The organism is Alkalihalobacterium sp. TH-98, from assembly GCF_057473385.1.
Genome location: NZ_JBYCKM010000045.1, coordinates 24,721 through 46,272 on the forward strand (window position 1 = coordinate 24,721; position 21,552 = coordinate 46,272).

The following is a 21,552-nucleotide window of genomic DNA, read 5'->3' on the forward strand; positions in this document are numbered from 1 at the left end:
GAATAGAATTAAGAAAATAAGAAGCAGGAGAGGAGCGAGTGATGGTGGAGCAAGAAAAGCAACGCATTTCAGTGAAGTTGAACGGTAAAGAACATTCGTTTCATCAAATAGAGAAAACAAAAAACGATCAGCCGGTTGAGTCCAGTCCTTTGAATGAACCGATCCGACCGAAAAGTCCAGAACCACCTCCGTTAGAACGAGACTTCGAATGGAAAGAGGAAAAAAAGACCGAACGAATAGAAGAACAGCAGCCGGAAAAGGTGGATGATACTCAAAGTTATTTTACAAGCAATATCATCGATTTTAATCAGATGAAAGAAGAAAGAGAAACGAGAGAACAACCGTATTGGGATGATGGGAATCGGAAGTGGGTTCCCAAACTCCCGCCAAACAAACGAAAGAAAAAGGCGGCAGATCGATTAAAGAACACGTTCTCGGGCTTGCCGATTTCACTTATTATCGCGGGTGTATCAGCAATTATCGTCGGCGTCGGTTTCGGATTTATGGTCTTAACCGCTTTTACCGGAGACGCGGATCGAAACACAACGGCTTCGCTAGTTCCGCCAAATGAAGCGGTTGAAACAATGGCGAATGGACAGGCTTCAGCTGTAACACTGCCGGACTTATCGGTTGAAATTGTTCAAGGCGGCGCTTTTTCAAGTAGTGAAAAAGGAAACGAAATTGTTTCTTCGATCAAAAGCAGAGGACAAGCAGCCGTATTAAAAACCGATGGTGAGCCGATGCTGATGTTCATCGGACTTGGGCTTCAAAAAGAAGAGGCTGGTCGCTTAAGCCAAATATATCAACAACACGGTCAAGATACGTATGTTAAGCCCTTTGCTGTAAATGGTTCTATGCAGTCGATTGAAAGTGAAGCTGTAAAAGAGTTCTTTGCTCAAGGTGGCGGAATGTTTAACGATTTAGCTCGCTTCTCAGTGGCTGGCTTATCCGGACAAAGTTACGCCTTAGAAAACATCGACACCTTTTTAGAGCAATATCTGAAGTGGAGAAATCAAGGCTCAACCATACTAGCTGAACTGCCGGGAGAAGCACAAGAGCATGCTGGGCAATTCCTATCAAGCATGGCTGGAGCCGCTACTCAAATTGAAGCGTATAAAGGGGAACAACAAGAAGCAAACCTATGGGGCATCCAGCAACACCTTCTAGAAGCATTACTTGCGTATGACGCATTTATTCAAACGATAAAATAACTTCCTAAACAAAATTCAGTTTGCTTTGATTTCTAGAGAGTTGCTAATTAAAGTAATGATAAATAGCATAGATGCAATAACGATAGAACTATAAGAAAGCAGAAGACGCTCAGAGTATAATCTGAGCGTCTTTATGTTCCTATGATTTAAGGGGCCTATGCTTAATGGACCTAAGTTGTTTGTGTTGTTTTTTTTTTGCGGGCTCACAGGCCCTTAATTCAGTAAAAAGTGGCTTTTTTGCTCCGTAACGGACTCAGGGGCCCTTATTTACTACAATTTGTGTTGTTTTTTTAAAGAACTAACGAGATAAGGGCCTCTGAGTCCTATAAATCGTCTGAATAGTAGGATTTAGCTCAAATAAGAGCCTCTCAGTCCCCTTAATTAATGGACTTCAAGTTTCATGCTGTGGATCGACCCGACAGGATCTAATTTTCCCCAGCCTGATATACCAATCGGCGGCCGCGAGTCGGTTTAGCTAGGCTCTTAGCAATTAATCTTATCGAAATGTTTAATTACTGTAAAGATTCGATAACATCTCTTTAAAGTCAATAGTATCATTTGGTATAGTTTAACTAATCCTTGTACAATAGACCTATTACTAAGATTTTATTGTAAAGGATGTGCCCTTCATGAAACCATTCATATTAGCCTCAGGTTCTCCGCGTAGAAAAGAATTATTGGAACAAGCGAACATTTCGTTCACCGTGCAAACGAGCGATATTGATGAAACGATCGATCCCACCCTTTCTCCCGAACAATTTGTTCAGTCGTTAGCTTTACAAAAAGCAGAAGCTGTTTTTAAATCAAATCAAGATACTGTCGTGCTAGGTTCGGATACCGTCGTCGTATTAGAAGGTCAAATTCTTGGAAAGCCTACTGACCGTGATCACGCCAAAGAAATGCTAACTGCTTTATCAGGAAAACAGCATTCTGTGATAACAGGTGTCGCAATTTTAAGCAGCGAACAACGAAAGACCTTTTTTGTTGAGACTCGTGTGCAATTTTGGGAACTATCCAATGCTGAAATTGAACGATACTTGGATACCGATGAACCTTTTGATAAGGCAGGAGCATACGGAATTCAAGGCTTTGGAGCTACATTAGTCCGAGAAATTGCTGGCGATTATTTTGCGGTTGTAGGCTTGCCATTAGCTTTGACCGTTCGAGAATTAAGTCACTTCGGAATTATCCCTAATATATAGATAAAAATTCCTATTCTATTGGATGAAATGAAGAAAAATGGCAAACGCTAGGAAGGTGAGGATGTTACTTGACCAAGCAGTCCCTTCTAATTCGTGATGTACCTAATCACGAGCGTCCCCGCGAGAGGCTTCTAGCTGATGGGGCTAAGTACTTATCGAACCAAGAACTGCTTGCAATTATTTTACGAACGGGTTCAAAAGATGAATCCGTTTTACAACTGGCTCAACGTGTTCTACAGAAATTTGACGGGTTAACGATGCTAAAAGATGCGACTGTTGAAGAACTGAAGGAAATTAAAGGGATTGGTGAAGCAAAGGCGGTTGAAGTTTGTGCGGTCCTAGAGTTAGGAAGACGAATTACGAACCTTAAACTTGAAGAACGATACGTCATACGGTCACCAGAAGATGTGTCACGCTACGTAATGGAGGACATGCGGTCTTTAACGCAAGAGCATTTCGTATGTCTTTATTTAAATACGAAAAACCACGTCCTTCATCGGGAAACGATTTTTATTGGCAGCTTGAATGCAAGCATCGTCCATCCAAGGGAGGTATTCAAAGAAGCCCTTCGCCGTTCGGCAGCTTCTTTCATTTGTCTGCACAACCATCCTTCAGGTGATCCGACGCCTAGTCGGGAGGACATTGAGGTAACGAAACGTTTAGGCGAATGTGGAAAAATTCTTGGAATTGAGCTGTTGGACCATGTCATAATTGGGGATCGAACGTATATAAGTTTAAAGGAGAAAGGATATTTGACATAAAATATTAAGAAATCCAATATTTCACTCTTAAAATAAACGTGTAAAATTATCGCATAGGGTACTTTGAGACTATTCATTTGCAATGATATTCAGTATAATATACTTTATGAGTTTTGGGTTTCATGAAGGGAGATACATAGATGTTTGGTGGTTTTTCAAAAGACTTAGGAATTGATTTAGGTACAGCCAATACCCTCGTATATGTGAAGGGTAAAGGTGTTATTGTTCGCGAACCTTCAGTAGTTGCTTTGCGAACAGATACAGGTTCGATTGAGGCGGTAGGTAACGATGCAAAAAATATGATCGGTCGTACTCCAGGAAATATCGTTGCCGTTCGTCCAATGAAAGATGGCGTAATTGCTGATTTTGATACAACTGCAACGATGTTAAAACATTTTATCCGACAAGCTCTCAGGCAACGTTCGATTTTTACAAGAAAACCAAATGTGATGGTTTGTGTACCATCGGGTATTACTGCTGTTGAAAAGCGCGCTGTTGAAGATGCGACAAAACAAGCGGGGGCTCGTGAAGCTTATACGATTGAAGAGCCGTTTGCAGCAGCGATTGGTGCAGACTTACCAGTATGGGAGCCAACCGGTAGTATGGTTGTTGATATTGGCGGTGGAACAACAGAAGTTGCAATTATTTCTTTAGGTGGTATTGTAACTAGTCAATCGATCCGAGTTGCCGGTGATGAAATGGACGATGCGATTATTCAATACATTAAAAAGACGTATAACTTAATGATCGGTGAACGTACGGCAGAAGCATTAAAGTTAGAAATTGGTTCCGCAGGTTCTCCTGAAGGTGTAGAGGACATGGACATTCGTGGTCGTGATCTTGTAACAGGATTGCCAAAGACGATTACAGTTACAGCTGTTGAAATTTCAGATGCCCTAAAAGATACGGTTGATGCAATTGTGGATGCAGTGAAAAACACACTAGAGAAATCTCCTCCTGAATTAGCAGCAGATATTATGGATCGTGGAATCGTATTAACAGGTGGCGGGGCGCTTCTTCGTAATTTAGATCGTGTCCTTAGTGATGAAACGAATATGCCGGTTATTGTTGCAGAAGATCCACTCGATTGTGTAGCACTTGGTACAGGTCGAGCGTTAGAAAATATTCATTTATTCCGTTCGAGAGCGGGAATTACAGTTCGTTCCGGTCGCAAATCGTAATTGTAAGTAGGTGTAGACAATGACATTTTTTTCAAATAAACGGCTCATTGTCTTAATGGTGAGCATTATTATACTTGTTGCGTTAATTGGATATTCCATGAGTGACCGTGACCGAGTAACTTGGCCAGAGCAATTTATGAAGGACACTGTTGGATGGGTTCAAACCCTTGTTTCCAAACCCGCTCAATTTGCAGCGGGTTTCTTTGAGAATCTCAATGAATTACAAGGACTCTATGCGGAAAATCAAGTATTAAAAGCAAGATTAGAAGAGTACGCTCAAGTATCGGTGGAGCGTAATATGTTAAAGGCAGAAAATGATACGTTAAAAGCAACACTTGAAATAGAAGAAACGTTAAGTGATTATCGAATGCGAACAGCAACGGTAATTCATCGTAACCCAGATCGTTGGAGCGAATTTATAGGAATTAACCGCGGATCAGAACATGGCATTCAAAGAAATATGGCGGTCATTACCGCAGGTGGGTTAATTGGTAAGGTTCATCAAGTCGGACAATTTTCTTCTAAAGTTCAATTGTTAACCGATAATGATCGTACCAACCGTGTGTCTGCAATGGTTCAATCTGAAGTACCTGCATATGGTTTTATTGAAGGCTTTGATCCAGAAACAGGAATGCTGATGTTGAAGAAACTAGATATTGACGCTGATATCGAAGTAGAACAAACAGTTACAACTTCGGGGCTTGGTGGGGTGTATCCACGTGGTTTAATTATCGGTGAAATTGTTGAGATTGAGCCAGATGAATACGGGCTAACAAAAAACGCGTATATCCAACCTGCAGCAGATTTCTATGGTTTAGACTATGTTATTGTAATTGAAAGAACTAGTACGACATTAGATCCTGAACTTACGGAGGGAGATGGATTGTGAATCGAATTCTTCTTCCTTTAATTATGTTATTTATTTTTGTCATTGAAGGGTCACTCTTTCAAGTATATGCACCTGAGCAATATTGGAGTGATCTGCTGTTTATCCCTAGATTTGTTGTCGTTGCAATGGTCATTATTGGTATTTTCTTAGGGAAGACTCATGCAATTATATATGGCTTAATCTTTGGCCTTCTTTATGATGTCGTTTATACAGAATTACTTGGTGTGTATATGTTTTGTCTTGGATTTATTGCTTATCTATTATCCTTGTCACACCTTTATGTGAGAAGAAGCTATACCGTTGTTGTGTTACTTACATTAGTAGCGGTCATCATTGTAGAATACTTTACATTTGGAATTAATTCGATGCTTAATATTACGGCAATGACACATGATGAGTTTTTACAAAGACGTTTATTTTCAACATTAGGTTTAAATTTTATTTTTTCACTCATCATTTTATATCCTTTACGTAAGTATCTTCTTTACTTAAAGAAAATCGAAGAAATACAAAAACATTAAAGTAAATTGAAAATTCTTTCCGCTAAAAGAGGAGATTTTAGTCTTTTTGTAGAAATAACAGTAATGGTGTAAATGGATCTAACCTACTCTGAGGTGAACTATAAATGTTACAAAAGAAACACCACGTTACAATAAAAGGGACAAAAGACGGATTAACATTTTTATTAAGTGATAATTGTAGTTTCGAAAATATCATGGAAGAGCTGAAAGAAAAGTTATCTTCTAAACATTACGAGAAATCCGATGGTCCTGCAGTGAAAGTTTATATTGATACGGGCAACCGTTATTTAACTAAGGAACAAGAGAAGGCACTTCAAGACCTCGTTTGTGAAGGTAAAAATTTAGTCATTGATCAAATTGAAACGAAAGTCATTACTAAAGAAGAAGCAGAACGATTGGCAGAGGAAAAGCAAACCGTCATGGTGTCTAAAATCGTTCGCTCGGGTCAAGTTTTTAAAGTTAATGGAGATTTATTATTGATTGGTGATGTTAACCCTGGAGGAGCAGTAGTTGCTTCAGGTAATATCTTTGTAATGGGAGCATTACGGGGAATGGCGCATGCTGGAAGTGAAGGAGATGAAACGGCAGTCATTGCAGCATCTGTGATGGCACCTTCACAGTTAAAAATTAATGAACATTTACGTCAAGAGCCCAATCGAAATGAACAAGTGGACCGTCAAATGGAGTGTGCTTACATAAATTCTAATGATAATTCCATTGTTTTGGAACGAATTCAACAATTACCTTGGTTACGTCCAAGTTTAAATCGATCACTTGAAAAGGTGACTACTTAAAGGGAACATCGGTTGGAATTTGACATAGAGGAAGAAAGGGGAAATATGTGTGGGAGAGGCTATCGTAATTACTTCTGGAAAAGGGGGCGTCGGGAAAACGACAACTTCCGCTAACATCGGAACAGCCCTAGCCCTTTCAGGTAAAAGAGTTTGCTTAATCGATACAGATATTGGTCTTCGCAATCTGGACGTTGTCATGGGATTAGAAAACCGAATCATCTATGATCTTGTCGATGTGGCAGAAGAACGTTGTCGCTTGCAGCAAGCCCTAATTAAAGACAAGCGGTTCGAATGTTTATATTTATTGCCAGCTGCTCAAACAAAGGACAAGTCTTCAGTAACACCTGAGCAAATGAAAACGATTGTAGAAGAGTTAAAACGAGATTATGATTATGTCTTAATCGACTGTCCAGCCGGAATTGAGCAAGGATTTAAAAATGCTGTTGCTGGCGCAAATAAAGCGATTGTTGTGACGACTCCTGAGTTATCAGCGGTTCGTGATGCAGACCGCATCATCGGTTTACTAGAAAAAGAGAACGTAGAACCACCATTACTGATTGTAAACCGTATCCGTAATCATATGATGAAGAGCGGTGAAATGCTGGACGTCGATGAAATTGTTAGTATTCTAGCAATTGAATTACTAGGAATTGTCGTTGATGATGAAAATGTCATTAAGCATTCAAACAAAGGAGAGCCTGTTGCTCTTCACCCAGGAAGCAAAGCGTCGCTTGCATACCGCAATATTGCAAGACGAATTCAAGGTGAGACGGTTCCTCTTATGTCACTTGGTGAGGACAAAGGCGTCTTTACAAGAGTAAAGAAATTCTTTGGTATCCGTTAATAGTAGATTTGAAGAGTATAAGCGTAATGGATTTGTCTAAAATCCGTTGCGCTTTTATTTTTTTATGTTTAGAAGATAGTTTCATAAACCAGAAGACAGCGAATGATGCGCGCTAGAGGAAGAATTTAGGAGGAGGCGTGAACCAAAGAGAGAGATTGGTGTGCACTAGAGGAAAGTATTAGGATAAAGCATGAACCAAAAGGAGAGAATAGTGAGCGCTAGAGGAAGAAACTAGGAGAAAGCATGAACGAAAGGGAAAGAATCGTGAGCGAGAAAGTAAACAACTAGGAGAAAGCGTGAACGAAAGGGAAAGAATCGTGAGCGCGAAAGTAAAAAACTAGGAGAAAGCGTGAACGAAAGGGAAAGAATCATGAGCGATAAAGTAAAAAATTAGGAGAAAGCGTGAACGAAAGGGGATGAATCGTGAGCGCTAAAGGGAAAAAATAGGAGAAAGCGTGAAACAAAGAGGGTAACAGCCAATACAATTATTAGTGCTCTAATCTTAGTATCCCTTGACCTTGAGATCGCCGCTGACTCACAAGTGTTATGAAATACGATAACCCCTTCTAATAGCGCACTCAAAAGTTAATCCAACCAACAAAGATCTATACTCATCAATCCCACATATACCAAATCCTATTCTTTTACACCCTCTAATACTGGTTCCCGCGCTTGATCCCCAAATCACTTCCCTATACCTAACTAACCTGCAATCCAAAAACACCAACAAAAATAACAGCGTTTTCATTATTGCTATAGGGAAAACCTTGTTAGATCTTCTTTCAATCTCGAACACAGCAGTTTACTTTTATGGCACAATCAAATTAATCAAAAAAGTCAGAAAAATACATTTACAACAAAGCCTATATTACAACCACGATACACTAGCTCAATGAACACGTTTTTTATAAGTATAAATCCTTATAAACCGATAGTTTTAATTGTCTTCCATAGATCAACAACCAGTCGGAAGAAGTCCTAAGAAAATTGAGGGGGTAATTGGATTGAAAGTTTCGGATTTATTTACGTTTAAGGATGAGAGGACGAAAATTTTACACTTTACTTGGTTTGCATTCTTTGTATCTTTTTTCACTTGGTTTAATATGGCTCCACTTGCTACGACGATGCTAGAAAGCTCCGACTGGCTGACAAGGGAACATATCTCAGCACTGGCGATTATCAATGTCGCTTTAACGATCCCAGCGCGAATTATTATTGGTGTTCTGTTAGATCGGTTTGGACCGCGAGTGGTTTATTCGGGTTTACTCATCCTCATGTCCATTCCAACGTTTATATTTGCTTTTGGAGATAGTTGGTCACAGTTGATGATTTCCAGGCTTTTGTTAAGTAGTATCGGTGCAAGTTTCGTTATTGGGATCCGAATGGTGGCTGAATGGTACCCACCGAAAGACGTCGGATTTGCCGAAGGAATATATGGTGGATGGGGCAATTTTGGTTCAGCTGCAGGTGCAATGTTACTTCCTTGGATCGCTTTAACGATGTTTGGTGGAGATAACGGCTGGCGTTATGCGATTGCTTTAACCGGTGTCTTTTGTCTCGTCTATGGCGTCATTTATTATTTGAATGTTCGAGATACTCCCGAAGGAAAAGAATACATCAAACCGAAACGAACTGGGGCGATGGAAGTTAGTAGCTGGGGGGACTTAGTTTGGCTCATTATCTGGACGGTGCCATTAGGTGGTGCATTAGCCGTACTGTCTTGGAGATTGGAAGGGATGGGCTTTATCTCAACAAATGTGCTGTATGCCCTTTATACAGCGATCGCACTGACAATTGTTTTTCAAGTCTACAAAATCCTGAAAGTGAATATCCCAATCTTAAAAAAGGGTGTACCTAAAGATGATCAATACAAATTTAAAAATGTAGCTGCATTAAACAGTACGTATTTTGCTAACTTTGGGGCAGAATTAGCGATTGTTTCCATGCTCCCGATGTTTTTTCAGTTAACTTTTTCCCTTAGTGCCACATCAGCTGGTCTTATCGCTGCCTCATTTGCTTTCATTAATTTAGTTGCTAGACCGCTTGGAGGAATGTTATCTGATCGAATGGGAAGCCGAAGAAAAGTCATGCTCGTTTACATGGTTGGGATTACGTTAGGATTAGTCGCGATGGGCTTTATCGACTCATCATGGCCGCTAATTGTAGCTGTTGCTGTTACTGTTTTAACTTCTGTATTTATTCAAGGAGCAGAAGGGGCAACTTTCGCAGTTATTCCGATGATTAAAAAAAGGATCACCGGTCAAGTAGCAGGAATGGCAGGTGCTTACGGAAATGTCGGTTCAACCATTTACTTAACGCTATTTACACTCGTTACGCCGCAACAATTCTTTTTTATTCTAGCAATTGGTGCATTTCTTAGCTTCGTTATTTGTTACTTCCTTTTAGAAGAACCTGATAATTCATTTGCTGAAGATTATCATTTATCATCAGTCGATCGAGAAGAAGAAGTGGTTGGATCAGAGGAAAAAGTACTAGAAAGAAAAGCTCTATAAAGCAAGTAGTACAAATAAAAAACTTATAGATTTTCAGGAGGGGTTAAGATGGAGAAAAAGAAACTGGTGCTCATTGGAAATGGAATGGCTGGAGTTCGTTGTATTGAGGAAATTTTAAAGCTTACCAATGGAAAAGACAAATTTGAAATCACGATATTTGGGACCGAACCTCATGTTAACTATAACCGCATTATGCTTTCAGCGGTCTTAGCTGGAGATACTACGATAAAAGATATAGAGATTAATAGTATTGAATGGTATACAGAAAATGAAATTGAGCTGTTTACAAATGAGACTGTTACGAGATTAGACACAGAGCAGAAAGTTCTATACACCAACAAAGATCGAGCAATGAAATACGACTACGTCATTATCGCGACAGGCTCTAACCCGTTCATATTACCAGTTCCAGGTGCTGACCTGGAAGGAGTCATAGCTTTCCGAGATATAAAGGATTGCGAAACGATGATTGATACGGCTAAAAACTATAAAAAAGCAGTCGTAATCGGTGGGGGCTTACTTGGATTAGAAGCGGCCCGTGGTCTATTAAACCTAGGTATGGAAGTTGATGTCGTTCATTTACAAGATCATTTAATGGAAAGACAGCTAGACCAAGATGCAGCAAAGCTCCTTCGAGTTGAGCTTGAAAAACAAGGAATGAATTTTCTGATGCCAAAGCTTACAGACAAAATTGAGGGAACGGATCGAGTCGAAAAAATAATTTTTAAAGATGGATCGGAAACTGAAGCAGACCTCGTAGTCATGGCTGTTGGAATCCGCCCGAATACGCTAGTAGCAAGTGAAAGTGGCATTGAAGTCAATCGCGGCGTAGTCGTTAATAATTACATGCAGACGAGTGCTCAAGATGTTTATGCTGTTGGGGAATGCGCGGAACACCGCGAAGTCGTTTATGGATTAGTCGCACCTCTTTATGACCAAGGAAAAGTACTTGCAAAGCATATTGTCGGGGAAAACGCCGGTGCTGGTTATCAAGGGTCCGTTCTATCAACTAAATTAAAAGTATCAGGTGTCAATGTGTTTTCTGCAGGTGAGTTCGTCGATGATGGATCCACGAGAAGTGTCCGCGTTTATGACGAATTTGAAGGGATTTATAAAAAAGTAATGATACGCAATAACAAAGTCGTTGGCGCTGTATTATATGGAGATACAAAAGAAAGTACAAAACTGTTAAGTATGATTAATGAAGGTGCAGATGTTTCAGATATGGCGCCGATTAATATTTTACAAAGTAATGACGGGGTGTCTGAAAGTTTAACTGCTTCATTAACAGCGAATGACAATGTATGCGGCTGTAATGGTGTTACAAAAGGGACGATCGTTTCAGCAATTCGTGATCAAAACCTTTGTTCAGTAGAAGAAGTCAGTGGTTGTACGAGTGCCGGTCGCTCCTGTGGGACGTGTAAGCCGATGATTTCAGAATTGCTGGCCGATACATTAGGAGATGAATTTGATGCTGCCGCGAAAACTGAAGCCCTTTGTGGATGTACAGATTTAACTCATGAAGAAGTTGTTGCTGAAATTCGTGAAAAAGGGCTAACCCATACACGAGAAGTGATGAATGTACTAGGGTGGAAAAATGAAGGTGGATGTTCAAAATGTCGTCCAGCTATTAACTACTACTTAGGAATGGTTCATCCAACAAACTTTGAAGATGAAAGAGAGTCTCGTTTTGTAAATGAAAGAATGCATGCGAACATCCAAAAGGACGGTACTTATTCAGTTGTACCTAGGATGTATGGGGGAGTTACAAACCCAACAGAATTAAAAAGAATTGCTGAAGTAGCTGAAAAGTATAACGTACCGCTCGTGAAATTAACCGGTGGTCAGCGAATCGATTTACTCGGTATTCAAAAAGAAGACCTCCCGAATGTTTGGAAAGAAATTGGGATGCCGTCCGGTCATGCGTACGGCAAGACGCTTCGAACGGTAAAAACATGCGTAGGTGAGAGCTTCTGTCGCTTTGGAACGCAGGACTCAATAGGAATGGGTATTACTCTTGAGAAAAAATTCGAAGGCTTAAATACACCGCATAAGGTTAAGATGGCTGTATCTGCTTGTCCGAGAAACTGTGCAGAATCAGGAATTAAAGATGTCGGAATTGTAGGGGTTGAAGGAGCTTGGGAGATTTATGTCGGAGGGAACGGCGGAACTGAACTTCGAAAAGGCGATCTGCTTTGCAAAGTCAAAACAAGTGAAGAGGTCCTCCAAATAACGGCTGCTTACTTACAACTATATCGTGAAAATGCGCGTTATTTAGAGCGAACATCGCATTGGATTGAAAGAGTTGGACTTGATTATGTCATCGACCAGGTCATTTCGAATGAGCAAAATCGAAAAGAATTAAGTGAGCGAATGGAAATTGTCTTATCAACTGTTAAAGAACCTTGGAGCGAAATTTACGAAAGTAACGAACTGCAAACTGAATTATTTAAAAATAAACACGTTGAAGTCATTCAATAAAAGGGGGAACTGTCTATGAGTAAAATTCAAGCTGGAAGTAAAGTGATGATCGGCAAACTAACGGATATACCTGAAAAATATGGGAAAGAAGTAATCATTGGTGATCAGAGTGTAGCTGTATTCCGCTTGGCTTCGGGTGCCGTTCGCGCGGTTGCTAACAAATGTCCGCATAAAGGCGGGCCCCTTTCTCAAGGGATTGTCGCCGGTGACCATGTTTTCTGTCCATTACACGATTGGAAAGTTTGTTTAAATGATGGATTGGTTCAAAAACCGGATACAGGTTGCGTTAAAACCTATGAAGCGATAATTGAAGAAGAGAATGTTTTTCTTGTCATTAACTAGGAGAATAGAGGGTTCCTATAAATAGCCCGTGATACCATCTATACTTGGGGAGCAAGAGGGTGTTAAGTAATGAGCGATTTAATTCAATATTTTCGTGAAAAGCAGCTAAAACAAAGCTCTGAACAGATCATGAAAGGCCGTTGTCCATACTGTAGTATGCAATGTTCAATGGAATTGATTGAGGAGCACATCATTCAACGAAAACGATTTAAAGTAAAACCGAATAAACAAGATCCAACGTCAGAAGGAAGGCTATGTATTAAAGGGCTTCAAGCTCATCAACATGCGATTAATGGGGAGCGTGTGAAGTACCCGTTATATAAGATTGATGGAGAATGGGTTCGAATTTCCTGGGACCTCGCACTAGAAATGATCGCAGAACAATTCTCATCATTACAACAGAAGTACGGGAATGATTCAATCGGTGTATACGGCGGCGGTTCGTTAACGAATGAGGAAGCGTATTTACTAGGGAAGTTTGCTAGAGTTGGTTTGAAAACCAAGTATATTGATTACAACGGACGATTCTGTATGAGTGCAGCAGCATCAGCTGCCAACGCGACGTTTGGTATCGACCGTGGGATGACGAATCAGCTGACTGAAATTGCCGATGCGAAGTGTATTATCTTAGCCGGAACGAACATTGCGGAGTGCCAGCCGACGATTATGCCATATTTCCGAAAAGCGAAGAAGAATGGGGCTTTTATCATTGCGATTGATCCTCGTGAAACAGCAACGACTAAATTTGCGGATCTGCACATTAAGGTGAAACCGGGGACAGATGCAAATTTGGCTATGGGAATGCTCAAAGTGCTTGTCGATGAAAAGTACTGTGATGAAACCTTTATTGCCAATCGGACGAAAGGCTTTGAGCCAATTCTAGAACAGGTAAATCATTTATCAATGGCCACGATTGCAAAACAATGCGGCATTACTATCGATGAAATACGAGAAGCGGCACGCCAGTATGGTCAAGCGGAGACGGGGATGATTTTTACTGCTAGAGGTGTTGAACAACATGCGAACGGCTATCAAACGGTTCGGCATTTTTTGAACCTAGTGCTGGCAACAGGAAAGATTGGTAAGTATGCGTGTGGATACGGTGCCATCACGGGTCAAGGGAATGGCCAAGGTGGGAGGGAACACGGACAAAAAGCCGACCAGCTCCCAGGCTACCGGTCGATCGAAAATGAAACTGATCGAAAATATATTGCTTCCATTTGGGGTGTAGATGAAAGTGAGTTACCACGCAAAGGTGTTTCTGCCTATGAACTTATCGAAATGATCGACAGAGAAGAAATTAAAGCGTTGTTCTTAATGGGCTCAAACCCAGTCGTCTCCAGTCCAAATGCTATTTTTGTAGAGAAGGCACTAGAAAAACTAGATTTTCTCGTTGTAGTAGATATGTTTATTTCAGAAACAGCTCGAATGGCTGATTTAATTTTACCGACGACTTCTTACCTTGAAGATGAAGGGACGATGACCAATTTAGAAGGAAGAGTCGTTTACCGACATGCCGAACGAAAAGCACCAAAAGAAGTGAAGCACGATTGGCAAATCATTTGTGAGCTGGCAAAATCCATAGGAAAAGATCATTATTTTACGTATGAAAAAGTGGAAGACATATTTAATGAATTACGTCAGGCCAGTAAAGGAGGAACTGCTGATTACTTCGGGATTACGTATGATCGAGTTAAAGATGGGGGTGTTTTCTGGCCGTGCCCAGACCCATCACACCAAGGAACTGTGCGCCTGTTTGAAAAATCCTTTCATACCACAGACGGTCGTGCACAATTCCACACTGGACATGAACTGATTCGTAGTGAGAAAGCGACCAAGAAATACCCGCTAATTCTTACGACAGGACGTTTAATGGAGCACTACTTAACAGGGGTCCAAACGAGAAGAAGCCAGGAGCTAATCGAGCGATCAAAGGAACCTTATGTAGAAATCCATCCACAAACAGCCTCAAAATATAACATTGAAAACGACACGTTCGTTCGGATTGAGTCCAAAAGAGGTTCTGTCATTGTAAAGAGTAAAGTCACTGAAAGTATACGCGAGGACACGTTATTTGCACCATTCCATTGGGGGGATTTCCAATGTATAAACCGGGTTACGAATCCAGCTTTAGATCCCGTTTGTCGGATGCCAGAATTTAAAGTCAGTTCTGTAAAAATCAGTCCGGTTCAACCAGTAAAAGAAAAGGTTGCACAAGAATCAGTGGTCACTTCATAAATAAAGAGGGGGAGATAACATGAAAAAGAAAGGAAAAGTTTTTCTAGTAGGAGCGGGACCCGGCGACCCCAAACTTTTAACGATTAAAGGGTTAGAAGCCATTCAAGACGCAGAAGTCATTGTCTATGATCGATTAGTTAATCCTGAACTGATCGGTTATGCGAACCGTAATGTCGAGCTCATATATTGCGGTAAGATGCCTAATCAACATACGATTCCACAGGAGCATATTAACGAAATATTAGTCCTTCAAGCGAAACGAGGAAAACAAGTCGTCCGTCTTAAAGGAGGGGATCCATGCATGTTTGGGCGTGGCGGGGAAGAAGCTGAATATTGTGCTGATCATCAGGTTGAGTTTGAATTTATACCAGGAATTACGTCAGGGATTTCTGCTCCGATGTTTGCAGGAATTCCGGTGACACATAGGGATTATAGTTCGTCAGTAACGTTTGTTACAGGTCATAAGCGTTCAGATCAAAGCGAAGCAGCAATGAACTGGGAGCACCTTGCAACGGGTTCGGATACACTTGTATTTTATATGGGGCTGTCCAATCTTTCATTGATATGCGAAAATCTAGTAACTTATGGGCGCTCACCTAACACCCCAATCGCTTTAGTTGAACAAGGGACGACGAAAAGGCAACGAACACTCGTTGGCGACCTAGCTACGATTGTTGAAAAAGCCGCTAATGCTGAAATAAAATCTCCAGCAATAATTATTGTAGGCGAGGTCGTCCAGTTAAGGAACAAGCTCGCATGGTATGAAGAACTTGAGGCTGATTCCATTTCTAATTGGCAAGAAGTGAATATTGGATAAGTTTGGTTTTACAAAGGCACATACCTATCCGTGTGTCTTTTTTTACGGTAAAAAACGAAGATGTCTAGCTCCAGCGACTAGCGACACTTCCTCACCTCCTTGCGATAGATCAACATCTGCTCACTACGCTTTTCTATGAAACATTTAAACATTGGATTTAGTCATATAAAGAACGGACAAGTCATAAGATAGAGTAAAAAAGTGGGACGAGACTAGAAGAGGATGTTCAAAAAGTCCGGGAAAAATCTCCGTCAGTAGATGATCTTCGACTAAGCCCCCACGTCCTGTGGGAACGTCGAAGTCACCACATCCTGTGGAGGGTCGTTGGTTTGTTGCTGTGTTCCTCACGTATTAATAGCATACGCTGTGGTACTCGCAACTGCATCGCCTCGAACTTCTTGGATCTTTTTGTCCTCCTTTTTGAACACGCACTAGAAGAATTTGTCGTGAAAAGGATGGGGTATGTGATGTCTAAACGAATTGATAAAATTAGGAGACAAATAGAGTCTAGAAGAAGAGAGGCTCAAGGGAAAGGGGCTCGAAAAGAACGAGAACGGTCAGCACCGCTTTTATACGATCGCCATACCGAATCGAGAGATGAACCAGACTTTTACGTTTTCCAAGAAAAGAAGAAAACGGCTATAGAAGAAAAGTGGAAACAAAAAGATTGGTTTTTAATGAGATCACTCATCGCAGTTGTTTTATTTTTACTTGTTGCCATCATGTTCAATAGTAGTATGCCACAGCTTGAAAGTGCGAGGCAAGTTGTCAAGCAGTCTTATGAGCAGGAATTTCAGTTTGCAGCTATTGCTGATTGGTATGAAAATCAATTCGGCCGTCCGCTAGCCCTTTTACCGATGTCTATGGACGTAGCACTTGAAGATACAGAAGAAGCACCTCCAGTCGCCTATGCTGTACCTGCAACCGGACAGATCCGTGAAGACTTTCAACAAAATGGTACAGGGATATTAGTAGAAACCGAAATCGGTGCGAATGTTGAAGCCGTAAAGTCGGGTCTTGTTATTTTTGTAGGTGAAGAAGAGAGACTAGGTCGGACCGTTGCCATTCAGCATTATGACGGAGGTCAATCTTGGTATGGAATGTTAGAAACCGTCGATGTAAAGTTGTATGATCATATTGAAGCTGGAAAACCGGTTGGTAGAGTTTCAGCTAGTGAAGGAGCAGAAAAAGGAATATATTATTTATCCATTAAAGAAGGCGAAGACTATATTGATCCAAACGATGTGATTAGCTTTGAATAATTCGCTTCTTTCAAAAATAAAAATTAATCCTCTATTTTGGTTCGTGCTCGGAATGGGGATCATTACAGGCTATTTTAAAGAAGTCATCATGGTGTTTTTGATCGTGTTTATTCATGAGATGGGACATGTATTTGCTGCAAAATGGTTTAAGTGGAGGATTTCAAAAATAGAGTTGCTTCCATTCGGAGGTGTGGCTGAAATGAATGAGAGCTCAAATCGACCGTTTCACGAGGAGTTGATTGTCATTGTTTCCGGCCCCGCCCAACACCTCTGGATGATTGGAGCATCTTTTCTTTTGGTCCAAACACCGCTTTGGTCAACGGCAGACCATCAACTTTTTGTTTGGCATAATTTAATGATACTCGGGTTTAATTTATTACCGATCTGGCCATTGGACGGCGGGCGTATATTACATTTAGCCTGTACGTATAAGCTTCCTTATAAGCAAGGACAGAAGTTAACATTATTACTATCTACAACAGGTATTGTCATCATTGGAATGATCAGTCTGAAACTATTTCCTTTTCATTTAAATCTTTGGGTCGTTCTTTCCTTTTTATGTATTGCCAATTATTTAGAATGGAAACAGCGTCATTACATCTTTATGCGGTTTCTGTTGGATCGTTTTTACTTAGAAGAACGTCACTTAAAGCGATATCCGCTGCAAGTGCACCAAAATATGAAAGTCCGTCAAGTATTGGAGCAGTTTCGTCGTGGACATCAACATACGATTACAATTGACCGAAATCACTGCGTCTCAGAGAAAATGTTACTAGATGCTTATTTTAATCAAAAAGCGTTTGACCGAGAGTTAAAGGAAGTGTTTATTTCTTAAGGGTGAAACGGAAGACAGTTAGTATATCTCATGTAGTGATTTTATCGACAATAGGAGCATTTTTAAGAAGCTTTTATAGAAACGTTTAACCTAAATCAATACAAAATAAAAAGCAGACGAAGTGAGATCGTCTGCTTATTTTATATGTTATCTTAGTTACCGTGCTGGTATGTAAGAACAGGTTGTTTAAACGTTAATTGTAGTTTTTCTTTTAAGTCAGTTATTGAAAAAGGTTTTTGTAAGTGAGAAGTAAAGGAAGCGTATTCGCTAAGTTGATGATTGAAAACTCCAGTACTAGTTACAATGACACGAACAGGTTTATCGAGCTTCTCTCGGACGATTTGACACAATTTAGAAGAATCCATATCAGCTAATTGATCACTGACGATGAGAAAATCAAGATCGTCTGGCAGCGCTCGAAGGAAATCAGGACTATTATCAAAGTGAACAACTTCATAACCAAGCTTTTCAATATGATAGGTTATCAACATTGCATGAGCCGGCTCATCTTCAACCAAATAAATAAACGGTTTCCTACCCATAATTCCTCCCGCAATCTGAAAAAAATGTATATTTATTTATCTATTTATTATTTATATTAACTCTTTGTAAAAAATATAGCAATTTCTTTATTAAAATATTTACAATTAAAATAGAAAAAGGTCGAATTGTGTTGTTTTCTTAACGTATCTATTAGTTGAATTTGACCTTTTGATTTCTGTTCCGCTCTCATAAGACCAAGTTTTTTCTTTTAAGAAGAAGAACAGAGTGAGAAAAAATGAAGAAGTCAGGACAAAATAGGAGTAACGAGTTTTCACTTTAGTGAAGATTACAGTACAATAGGAAGATATAAATTGAAGTTGGTGATGGCAGTTGTATCGTATTTATTTCAATATGGCAACAAGAGAACGGCGAGCAGCCATTCTTGAAAATGAGAAAGTAGTTGAGTTACTAATTGAACGTTCCGTTGAGAAGCGAATTGTCGGGAATGTATACAAAGGACGTGTGGTAAACGTTCTACCAGGAATGCAGGCTGCTTTTATAGATATTGGGCGTGATAAAAATGCATTTTTATACCGAGATGATTTATTGTCGTTTCAGCAGTTGTCTTTAACAGACGAAGAAAAAAAGAAGAAGAATATTAGTGAATTCGTAAAAAAAGGCGAGGAGCTTCTCGTACAAGTAACAAAGGAAGGTTTTGGTACAAAAGGTCCTCGATTATCTGGTGTTGTTTCGTTTCCTGGTAAGTTTGTCGTCTATATGCCAAATGGAAATTACATAGGAGTTTCCCGTAAGATTCGATCAGAAGAAGAAAGAACGAGATTGCAGAAGTTAGGAGAAGAGCTGACTGAGAATGAGGAAGGCTTAATCATCCGTACCGTTTGTGAAGGGGCGACACCAGAAGAGATTGAAGAAGATATCCGTATTCTACGAGGATTTTGGCAAGACACCTGGAAGGAAAAGAAAGAGGAAAAGCCGCCATCTCTCATTCATCAAGACACTGGATTAATAGAACGTATTGTTCGTGATTTTTCTTTGGATCTTGTAGATGCAGTGTACATAGATAACTTTTATGATTACAAACGGATAGTTGATCTTCTAGGGGAGCATAGAAAAGATAAGCTCCATTTTTACCAAGGAAAAGAAAATATTTTTTCAGCCTTTGGTATTGATAAAGAATTAGACAAAGCGATGAGACAACAAGTTTGGCTAAAAAATGGCGCTTATCTTATGATCGACCAAACAGAAGCGCTCACCGTAATTGACGTGAACACTGGAAAGTTCATTGGAAAAAGTGACTTACAAGATACGATTAAGCGCACGAATATTGAAGCGTCAAAAGAAATTGCAAGACAGCTGAGACTTAGAGATATCTCAGGGATCATTATTATTGATTTTATTGATATGAAATTAGAGCAAGATCAAATTGATGTACTAAACTACTTTAAAAATGCATTGGAAAAAGACCGTACGAAGACGAATGTTCTTGGTTTAACAGGACTTGGTCTGGTCGAGATGACGAGAAAAAAGATCAGGCAAAATCTACATGACAGCCTGTCAAAAGTCTGCCCTACGTGTAAAGGCAAAGGCTCGGTACTTTCTAATGAAGCTCAAGCTTTTCATATTGAGCGATTATTATGGGAATACCGCGGGATGGATCATGAGGCACTCGTTCTAGAATTACCACCGCATGTCTCTCAAGTTTTGCGAGGAAAAAAGGATGAGCATTTGAAGCGTTTGGAAGAAGCACTCCATTATCGTATTTTTATTTTTGAAAACCGAGAAATGACGGAACAACAATATGAAATCCCGTTTATGGGCAACCTGGAAGATGCCAAGAATAAGCTAGAACGGTTAAGGAAAGAGCATTGACTTTTAGTTTTTATATATGGTACTATATTCTTTGTTAGTTATTTGGATCGCACCCAAAAAGCTACAACCGCACAGATCAGGTTTGTTAAAAGCTATCACTTAGCTACCTGCAAATGGCGAGTCTTAGAATTCAAGGAGGTGCAAGTACATGTACGCAATTATTGAAACAGGCGGAAAGCAAATCAAAGTACAAGAAGGTCAAGAGGTTTACATCGAGAAGTTAAACACTGAAGATGAGCAAGTGACTTTCGATAAAGTACTATTTGTTGGTGGTAACGACGTTAAAGTTGGAGCTCCATTTGTTGAAGGTGCTTCAGTAACGGCTAAAGTTGAAAAACACGGTCGTGCTAAGAAGATCACTGTATTCAAATACAAAGCTAAGAAAAACTACCGTCGTAAGCAAGGTCATCGTCAACCTTACACTAAAGTTGTTATTGAAAAAATCAACGCATAATAGGTAGAACGATGATTACAGTTCAAATAGAACGTAATGAAGAGCGACACATACATTCATTTACGATGAGTGGCCATGCAGAGGCTGGTCCTTATGGTCAGGACATCGTTTGTGCAGGTGCTTCTGCCGTTTCTTTTGGAGCGATCAATGCAATAGCAGAGCTTTGTCAAGTGGAACCCCACATTGACTTAGAAGGTGACGGTGGCTTTCTCCGCTGTACGGTTCCAGATGGACTAGACGTACAAACTTATGAGAAAGTACAACTTCTTTTAGAAGGAATGGTCGTAGCCTTACGCTCAATTGAAGCAGAATACAGTAAGCATATTACAATCCAAAATTAGGGGAGGTGAATTCAATGTTAAAAATGAACCTTCAATTTTTCGCAAGTAAAAAAGGGGTAGGTAGTACAAAGAACGGTCGTGACTCTATCTCTAAGCGTCTAGGTACGAAACGTGCTGATGGTCAAACTGTAACAGGTGGTTCAATCCTAGTACGTCAACGTGGAACTCGCATTTACCCAGGTGTAAACGTAGGTAGAGGTGGAGATGACACGTTATTCGCGAAAGTAGACGGCGTTGTTAAATTCGAGCGCGTTGGTCGTGATCGCAAACAAGTAAGTGTATACCCAGCAGCACAATAATGCTGTAACCAAAACCCGTTGAACTCAATTGAGTTCAACGGGTTTTTTGGTTTGGGGGAAGAAATGGAGAGCTATAGAGGAAAAAACTAGGAGAAAACGTGAACGAAAAGGAATGGATCGTGAGCGCTAGAGGGAAAAACTAGGAGAAAGCGTGAAAGAAAAGGAAGGAATCGTGAGCGCTAGAGGAAAAAACT

At 40.2% G+C, this 21,552-nt stretch carries 20 protein-coding genes and 1 other annotated feature; of the genes, 19 read left to right on the plus strand and 1 reads right to left on the minus strand.

The annotated features are described in order from the left end of the window. Positions 1-38 precede the first annotated feature (38 nt). The 15 genes from AC2VNP_RS15775 (at position 39) to AC2VNP_RS15845 (ending at position 17,891) form a co-directional block, all read left to right on the plus strand. The gene (locus AC2VNP_RS15775) at positions 39-1,211 is read left to right on the plus strand and encodes a hypothetical protein (protein WP_486918248.1); all 1,173 of its coding nucleotides are present in this window, start codon (positions 39-41) and stop codon (positions 1,209-1,211) included. A 629-nt stretch (positions 1,212-1,840) separates the two neighbouring features. Beyond that, a complete protein-coding gene (locus AC2VNP_RS15780) occupies positions 1,841-2,413 on the plus strand; it encodes a Maf family protein (RefSeq protein WP_486918249.1) in 573 nt (190 codons plus the stop codon). Between the two features lie 68 nt (positions 2,414-2,481). Continuing rightward, positions 2,482-3,174 (plus strand): RadC family protein, encoded by a 693-nt coding sequence (gene radC, locus AC2VNP_RS15785; protein ID WP_486918250.1) that lies wholly within the window; start codon positions 2,482-2,484, stop codon positions 3,172-3,174. A 140-nt stretch (positions 3,175-3,314) separates the two neighbouring features. Then, on the plus strand, positions 3,315-4,355 hold the full coding sequence (locus AC2VNP_RS15790; protein ID WP_486918251.1) for a rod shape-determining protein: 1,041 nt from the start codon (positions 3,315-3,317) through the stop codon (positions 4,353-4,355). A 19-nt stretch (positions 4,356-4,374) separates the two neighbouring features. After that, positions 4,375-5,244, plus strand: coding sequence for a rod shape-determining protein MreC (mreC, locus tag AC2VNP_RS15795; RefSeq protein ID WP_486918252.1), 870 nt, complete (start codon positions 4,375-4,377; stop codon positions 5,242-5,244). Beyond that, entirely contained in the window at positions 5,241-5,765 is a 525-nt protein-coding gene (mreD, locus tag AC2VNP_RS15800; protein ID WP_486918253.1) for a rod shape-determining protein MreD, read from the plus strand. The genes mreC and mreD overlap by 4 nt, the downstream gene beginning before the upstream one ends. Positions 5,766-5,869: 104 nt before the next feature. Then, positions 5,870-6,559: a septum site-determining protein MinC gene (gene minC / locus AC2VNP_RS15805; RefSeq protein ID WP_486918254.1), complete on the plus strand. Its 690-nt coding sequence runs from the start codon at positions 5,870-5,872 to the stop codon at positions 6,557-6,559. A 49-nt stretch (positions 6,560-6,608) separates the two neighbouring features. Further along, on the plus strand, positions 6,609-7,403 hold the full coding sequence (gene minD, locus AC2VNP_RS15810) for a septum site-determining protein MinD (protein ID WP_486918255.1): 795 nt from the start codon (positions 6,609-6,611) through the stop codon (positions 7,401-7,403). 1,004 nt (positions 7,404-8,407) lie between these two features. Then, positions 8,408-9,916, plus strand: a complete 1,509-nt coding sequence (locus AC2VNP_RS15815; protein ID WP_486918256.1) for a NarK family nitrate/nitrite MFS transporter — start codon at positions 8,408-8,410, stop codon at positions 9,914-9,916. Positions 9,917-9,964: 48 nt separating this feature from the next. Then, on the plus strand, positions 9,965-12,397 hold the full coding sequence (gene nirB, locus AC2VNP_RS15820) for a nitrite reductase large subunit NirB (protein ID WP_486918257.1): 2,433 nt from the start codon (positions 9,965-9,967) through the stop codon (positions 12,395-12,397). 15 nt (positions 12,398-12,412) lie between these two features. Then, complete coding sequence (gene nirD, locus AC2VNP_RS15825; protein ID WP_486918258.1) at positions 12,413-12,739, plus strand: nitrite reductase small subunit NirD; 327 nt, start codon at positions 12,413-12,415, stop codon at positions 12,737-12,739. A gap of 69 nt (positions 12,740-12,808) precedes the next feature. After that, positions 12,809-14,977: an assimilatory nitrate reductase catalytic subunit NasC gene (gene nasC / locus AC2VNP_RS15830; RefSeq protein ID WP_486918259.1), complete on the plus strand. Its 2,169-nt coding sequence runs from the start codon at positions 12,809-12,811 to the stop codon at positions 14,975-14,977. A 19-nt stretch (positions 14,978-14,996) separates the two neighbouring features. Beyond that, the gene (cobA, locus tag AC2VNP_RS15835; protein ID WP_486918260.1) at positions 14,997-15,794 is read left to right on the plus strand and encodes a uroporphyrinogen-III C-methyltransferase; all 798 of its coding nucleotides are present in this window, start codon (positions 14,997-14,999) and stop codon (positions 15,792-15,794) included. A gap of 467 nt (positions 15,795-16,261) precedes the next feature. After that, positions 16,262-17,056 carry a peptidoglycan DD-metalloendopeptidase family protein gene (locus AC2VNP_RS15840; RefSeq protein WP_486918261.1) on the plus strand — a complete coding sequence of 265 codons (795 nt, stop codon included), beginning with the start codon at positions 16,262-16,264 and terminating at the stop codon, positions 17,054-17,056. A 52-nt stretch (positions 17,057-17,108) separates the two neighbouring features. Further along, entirely contained in the window at positions 17,109-17,891 is a 783-nt protein-coding gene (locus AC2VNP_RS15845) for a M50 family metallopeptidase (protein WP_486918262.1), read from the plus strand. A 152-nt stretch (positions 17,892-18,043) separates the two neighbouring features. Here AC2VNP_RS15845 and AC2VNP_RS15850 read toward each other — a convergent pair whose 3' ends face one another. After that, positions 18,044-18,433 carry a response regulator gene (locus AC2VNP_RS15850; protein WP_486918263.1) on the minus strand — a complete coding sequence of 130 codons (390 nt, stop codon included), beginning with the start codon at positions 18,431-18,433 and terminating at the stop codon, positions 18,044-18,046. 352 nt (positions 18,434-18,785) lie between these two features. Between AC2VNP_RS15850 and AC2VNP_RS15855 the strand changes: the two genes are divergently transcribed. The 4 genes from AC2VNP_RS15855 (at position 18,786) to rpmA (ending at position 21,358) form a co-directional block, all read left to right on the plus strand. After that, positions 18,786-20,264 carry an Rne/Rng family ribonuclease gene (locus AC2VNP_RS15855; RefSeq protein WP_486918264.1) on the plus strand — a complete coding sequence of 493 codons (1,479 nt, stop codon included), beginning with the start codon at positions 18,786-18,788 and terminating at the stop codon, positions 20,262-20,264. A 55-nt stretch (positions 20,265-20,319) separates the two neighbouring features. Next, positions 20,320-20,398: a sequence feature (ribosomal protein L21 leader region), on the plus strand. Positions 20,399-20,412: 14 nt separating this feature from the next. Continuing rightward, on the plus strand, positions 20,413-20,718 hold the full coding sequence (rplU, locus tag AC2VNP_RS15860) for a 50S ribosomal protein L21 (protein ID WP_486918265.1): 306 nt from the start codon (positions 20,413-20,415) through the stop codon (positions 20,716-20,718). Between the two features lie 11 nt (positions 20,719-20,729). Further along, positions 20,730-21,059: a ribosomal-processing cysteine protease Prp gene (locus tag AC2VNP_RS15865; RefSeq protein ID WP_486918266.1), complete on the plus strand. Its 330-nt coding sequence runs from the start codon at positions 20,730-20,732 to the stop codon at positions 21,057-21,059. A gap of 14 nt (positions 21,060-21,073) precedes the next feature. Beyond that, positions 21,074-21,358, plus strand: coding sequence for a 50S ribosomal protein L27 (gene rpmA / locus AC2VNP_RS15870; RefSeq protein ID WP_275117092.1), 285 nt, complete (start codon positions 21,074-21,076; stop codon positions 21,356-21,358). The last annotated feature ends 194 nt before the right edge of the window (positions 21,359-21,552 follow it).

Excerpts from the sequence above, each read along its gene's own strand:
- mreC (WP_486918252.1), top strand. The coding sequence starts at position 4,375 with ATGACATTTTTTTCAAATAAACGGCTCATTGTCTTAATGGTGAGCATT.
- rpmA (WP_275117092.1), top strand. The coding sequence starts at position 21,074 with ATGTTAAAAATGAACCTTCAATTTTTCGCAAGTAAAAAAGGGGTAGGT.
- AC2VNP_RS15840 (WP_486918261.1), top strand. The coding sequence starts at position 16,262 with ATGTCTAAACGAATTGATAAAATTAGGAGACAAATAGAGTCTAGAAGA.
- AC2VNP_RS15865 (WP_486918266.1), top strand. The coding sequence starts at position 20,730 with ATGATTACAGTTCAAATAGAACGTAATGAAGAGCGACACATACATTCA.
- AC2VNP_RS15855 (WP_486918264.1), top strand. The coding sequence starts at position 18,786 with ATGGCAACAAGAGAACGGCGAGCAGCCATTCTTGAAAATGAGAAAGTA.
- cobA (WP_486918260.1), top strand. The coding sequence starts at position 14,997 with ATGAAAAAGAAAGGAAAAGTTTTTCTAGTAGGAGCGGGACCCGGCGAC.
- rplU (WP_486918265.1), top strand. The coding sequence starts at position 20,413 with ATGTACGCAATTATTGAAACAGGCGGAAAGCAAATCAAAGTACAAGAA.
- AC2VNP_RS15780 (WP_486918249.1), top strand. The coding sequence starts at position 1,841 with ATGAAACCATTCATATTAGCCTCAGGTTCTCCGCGTAGAAAAGAATTA.
- AC2VNP_RS15790 (WP_486918251.1), top strand. The coding sequence starts at position 3,315 with ATGTTTGGTGGTTTTTCAAAAGACTTAGGAATTGATTTAGGTACAGCC.
- nirD (WP_486918258.1), top strand. The coding sequence starts at position 12,413 with ATGAGTAAAATTCAAGCTGGAAGTAAAGTGATGATCGGCAAACTAACG.
- nasC (WP_486918259.1), top strand. The coding sequence starts at position 12,809 with ATGAGCGATTTAATTCAATATTTTCGTGAAAAGCAGCTAAAACAAAGC.
- AC2VNP_RS15850 (WP_486918263.1), bottom strand. The coding sequence starts at position 18,433 with ATGGGTAGGAAACCGTTTATTTATTTGGTTGAAGATGAGCCGGCTCAT.
- nirB (WP_486918257.1), top strand. The coding sequence starts at position 9,965 with ATGGAGAAAAAGAAACTGGTGCTCATTGGAAATGGAATGGCTGGAGTT.
- minC (WP_486918254.1), top strand. The coding sequence starts at position 5,870 with ATGTTACAAAAGAAACACCACGTTACAATAAAAGGGACAAAAGACGGA.
- AC2VNP_RS15845 (WP_486918262.1), top strand. The coding sequence starts at position 17,109 with ATGGGGATCATTACAGGCTATTTTAAAGAAGTCATCATGGTGTTTTTG.